The sequence below is a fragment of the Citrobacter sp. VF227 genome (assembly GCF_052950715.1).
This window is the reverse complement of record NZ_JBRFVF010000494.1, coordinates 1-451: the sequence shown is the minus strand read 5'-3', so window position 1 is coordinate 451 and position 451 is coordinate 1. Positions and strand designations below refer to the sequence as shown.

At 73.2% G+C, this 451-nt stretch carries 1 protein-coding gene; it reads left to right on the top strand.

All coding sequences use genetic code 11. The features are described 5' to 3' along the window. Positions 1–451, top strand: a 451-nt coding sequence (locus ACU8YC_RS27510) for an NAD(P)/FAD-dependent oxidoreductase (protein WP_446896328.1), incomplete at both ends; no start/stop codon positions are given.

Here is a 451-nt window from a genome sequence, read left to right as displayed (position 1 = left end):
AGATCGACCCGGGCAAGGACATCCGCATCACCCTGGTCGAGGCCGCCGACCGGATCCTGCCGGCGGTGCCGCAGCGCCTCTCGGCGGAGGTGATGCAGCTCCTCAGCAAGATCGGCGTCGACGTGCGCGTGAAGGCGCGGGTCACCGAGGTCCGCGCGGACGGCGTGCAGCTCGCCGACGGCACCTTCATCCCGTCCGAGCTGGTCGTCTGGGCGGCGGGCGTGAAGGCGCCGCCCTTCCTGCAGGGCATCGGCGGCCGGGGGACAACGCGGACCACCCAGCTGGTGGTGACGCCGCCGCTGCAGGCGACCCGCGATCCCGACATCTTCGCCATCGGCGACTGCGCCTACCTGGTGGAGGCCGGATCCGACACGCCGGTGCCGCCGCGCGCGCAGGCGGCCCACCAGCAGGCGAGCCACCTGATCGGCCAGATCCCGGCCAAGATCGACGG